Raw genomic sequence first — 2,562 nt, 5'->3', positions numbered from 1 at the left:
CCGGTGTTCGCGGGCACGCCCGCTCCCACAGGTTCCGTGCCAGCTTTTGGATGCAGTGCAGGCTCGAGAGCTGCGCCAGCACATGCGTTCGCTGTTTCAGGATCCCATTCTGCGTCATACTCGGCAGACCTATTGCCCGGTTCTCGCCATGCGTTCACTGCTCCCCGTCACCCTGGTCCTGCTGCTCGCCGCCTGCGGCGATGGCGAATCGCTGCTCCCGCCGGATGCGCGCCTGCCTGACGGTGGGCGGTACCGGGGGCAGGTGGTCGATGGCCTGCTGCAAGGCGAGGGACGGATCGACTACCCCAACGGCAGCTGGTACGCCGGTACCTTCAAGGACGGCCAATGGCACGGCCAGGGCGAATGGCACGGCCGCAACGGCGAGGTGTACCGCGGCCAGTTCGCCGCAGGGCTGTTCCAGGGGCTGGGTGAGCTGAATACCCCGGGCAGCCACTATGCTGGCACCTTCAGCCACGGCCGCCGCGACGGCGAAGGCACCCTCAAGCAAGCCGACCAGACCTACCGCGGCCAGTTCAAGGACGACCTGTACGAAGGCGCCGGCGAGCTGGAACTGGCCGACGGCAGCCGCTACCAGGGCCTGTTCGCCAAGGGCAAGCCCAACGGTGCCGGGGTGCGCAGCGATGCCAGCGGCAACCAGTTCAGCGGCCACTTCATCAACGGCCAGCTGGAAGGCAGCGGCACCTACGACAGCGTCGACGGCGAGCAGTACATCGGTGAGTTCAAGGACAACCGCCTGGAAGGCCGTGGCCGCTACGAAAATGCCGATGGTGATGTGTGGATCGGCGAATTCAAGGACGGCTCGCTGGTCGGCGAAGGCGAACTGCTGGGCAGCGATGGCAGCCACTACAAGGGCACCTTCGCCGACTGGCGCCTGTCGGGCCAGGGCAGCCTGCAACTGGCCGACGGCAGCAAGTACATCGGTGGCTTCCTCAACGATGCCTACCACGGCCAGGGTCGGCTGATCATGACCAACGGCAAGGTCGAAAGCGGCACCTGGAGCAACGGCGTGCGCGTACGGGACCAGAACGGCAAACTGTTGCCCGACCCGCTGGACCTGGCGCTGCTCAACCAGGGCCGTTTGCTGGACGAGGCGCTGGCCCGGGTACCGCGCTCGGCACCAGCAGTCCAGCTGTACAGCCTGGTGGTGGGCGGCGATGGCCAGCAGAGCGTGTTCATGCGTGAAGCCGACTACGTCAGCAATATGCTCAAGGTGCGCTTTGGCGCCCGTGGCCAGGTGACCTTGGTCAACCACCGCGATCACATGACCACCCGCCCCATGGCCACGCGTGAAAACCTTACCCGCGCCGCCCGCACCCTGGCCGAGCGCAGCGGCCCCGAAGACCTGGTGTTCATCTACCTCACCAGCCATGGCAGCCACGACCACCAGCTGGTGTTCGACCAGCCGCGCCTGCAGCTGGCCGACCTGTCCGCCGACGAACTCGCCAGCGCCCTGGCACCGCTGAAGGACCGCGACAAGGTCATTGTCATATCCGCGTGCTATTCAGGGGGGTATATCGCCCCGCTCAAGGATGAGCGCACGCTGATCATGACCGCCGCCCGGGCCGACCGCGTGTCCTTCGGTTGCTCGGAAGAAGCCGATTTCACCTACTTCGGCGATGCCCTGTTCGCCGAAGCGCTGAACCAGACCGACGACCTGAAACAGGCGTTTGAACTGGCGCGCGCCAGCGTTGCCGAAAGAGAACAAAGGGAAGGTTTCGAGGCCTCTGAACCGCAGCTGTGGGCGCCGCCGAATGTGCTTGAGCACTGGCAGCACCTGCGCCGGCAACAGGCCGAAGAAGCATTGCGTAACGCCGCACAGGCCAACGTGGGGGAACAGGCGCAAACGCCCGGCAACCACTAAGCTTGTGTGTAACGAGGGAGAGACATCATGTATTTGACGCCTCAGCATGTCCTGCTTGCCGGTGCCACGGGTCTGACAGGTGAACACCTGCTCGACCGCCTCCTCAACGAGCCCACCATCACCCGCGTACTGGCGCCAACCCGCCGGCCACTGGCCGAGCACCCCCACCTGGAAAACCCGGTAGGCGACCCGGCGGTGTTCCTTCCACAGCTGGCCGGGCGGGTCGATATCGCCTACTGCTGCCTGGGCACCACGCTGAAGCAGGCCGGTTCCGAATCGGCCTTCCGCGCGGTGGACCTGGACATGGTGGTGGCGTTCAGCAAGCGCGCCCGGGAGTTGGGCGCACGGCATCTGCTGGTGGTCAGTGCGTTGGGCGCCGACCCGAAATCGTCGGTTTTCTACAACCGGGTCAAAGGCGAGATGGAAGAGGCACTCAAGGCCCAGGATTGGCCGCAGCTGACCATCGTGCGGCCATCGTTGCTGCTGGGCGAGCGGGTCGAGCCGCGGCTCGGCGAACAGTTGGCTTCGCCGTTTGCCAAGCTGATACCCGGGAAGTATCGGGGGATCGAGGCTTGTACCTTGGCCCGGGCGCTGTGGCGGCTGGCGCTGGAGGAAGAGGACGGGGTGCGGATTGTGGAGTCGGATGAGTTGCGCAGGTTGGGCAAGAATTAGGCTTTACC

2 protein-coding genes are annotated in these 2,562 nt (G+C 65.5%); both read left to right on the top strand.

What is annotated here, in order from left to right:
- The first annotated feature begins 148 nt into the window (after positions 1-148).
- Positions 149-1,882, top strand: a complete 1,734-nt coding sequence (locus RYH74_RS21405; RefSeq protein WP_025337556.1) for a C13 family peptidase — start codon at positions 149-151, stop codon at positions 1,880-1,882.
- A 27-nt stretch (positions 1,883-1,909) separates the two neighbouring features.
- Complete coding sequence (locus RYH74_RS21400) at positions 1,910-2,554, top strand: oxidoreductase (protein WP_075044479.1); 645 nt, start codon at positions 1,910-1,912, stop codon at positions 2,552-2,554.
- Positions 2,555-2,562 lie beyond the last annotated feature (8 nt).

Source organism: Pseudomonas sp. LSJ-87 (assembly GCF_032971465.1).
Lineage (GTDB): Bacteria > Pseudomonadota > Gammaproteobacteria > Pseudomonadales > Pseudomonadaceae > Aquipseudomonas > Aquipseudomonas putida_Z.
The sequence above is the reverse complement of the archived record's forward strand: the minus strand, read 5'-3'. Positions and strand labels throughout refer to the sequence as shown.

Bases quoted from the DNA above. Each gene is read 5' to 3' on its own strand.
- RYH74_RS21400 (WP_075044479.1), top strand. From the start codon at position 1,910: ATGTATTTGACGCCTCAGCATGTCCTGCTTGCCGGTGCCACGGGTCTG.
- RYH74_RS21405 (WP_025337556.1), top strand. From the start codon at position 149: ATGCGTTCACTGCTCCCCGTCACCCTGGTCCTGCTGCTCGCCGCCTGC.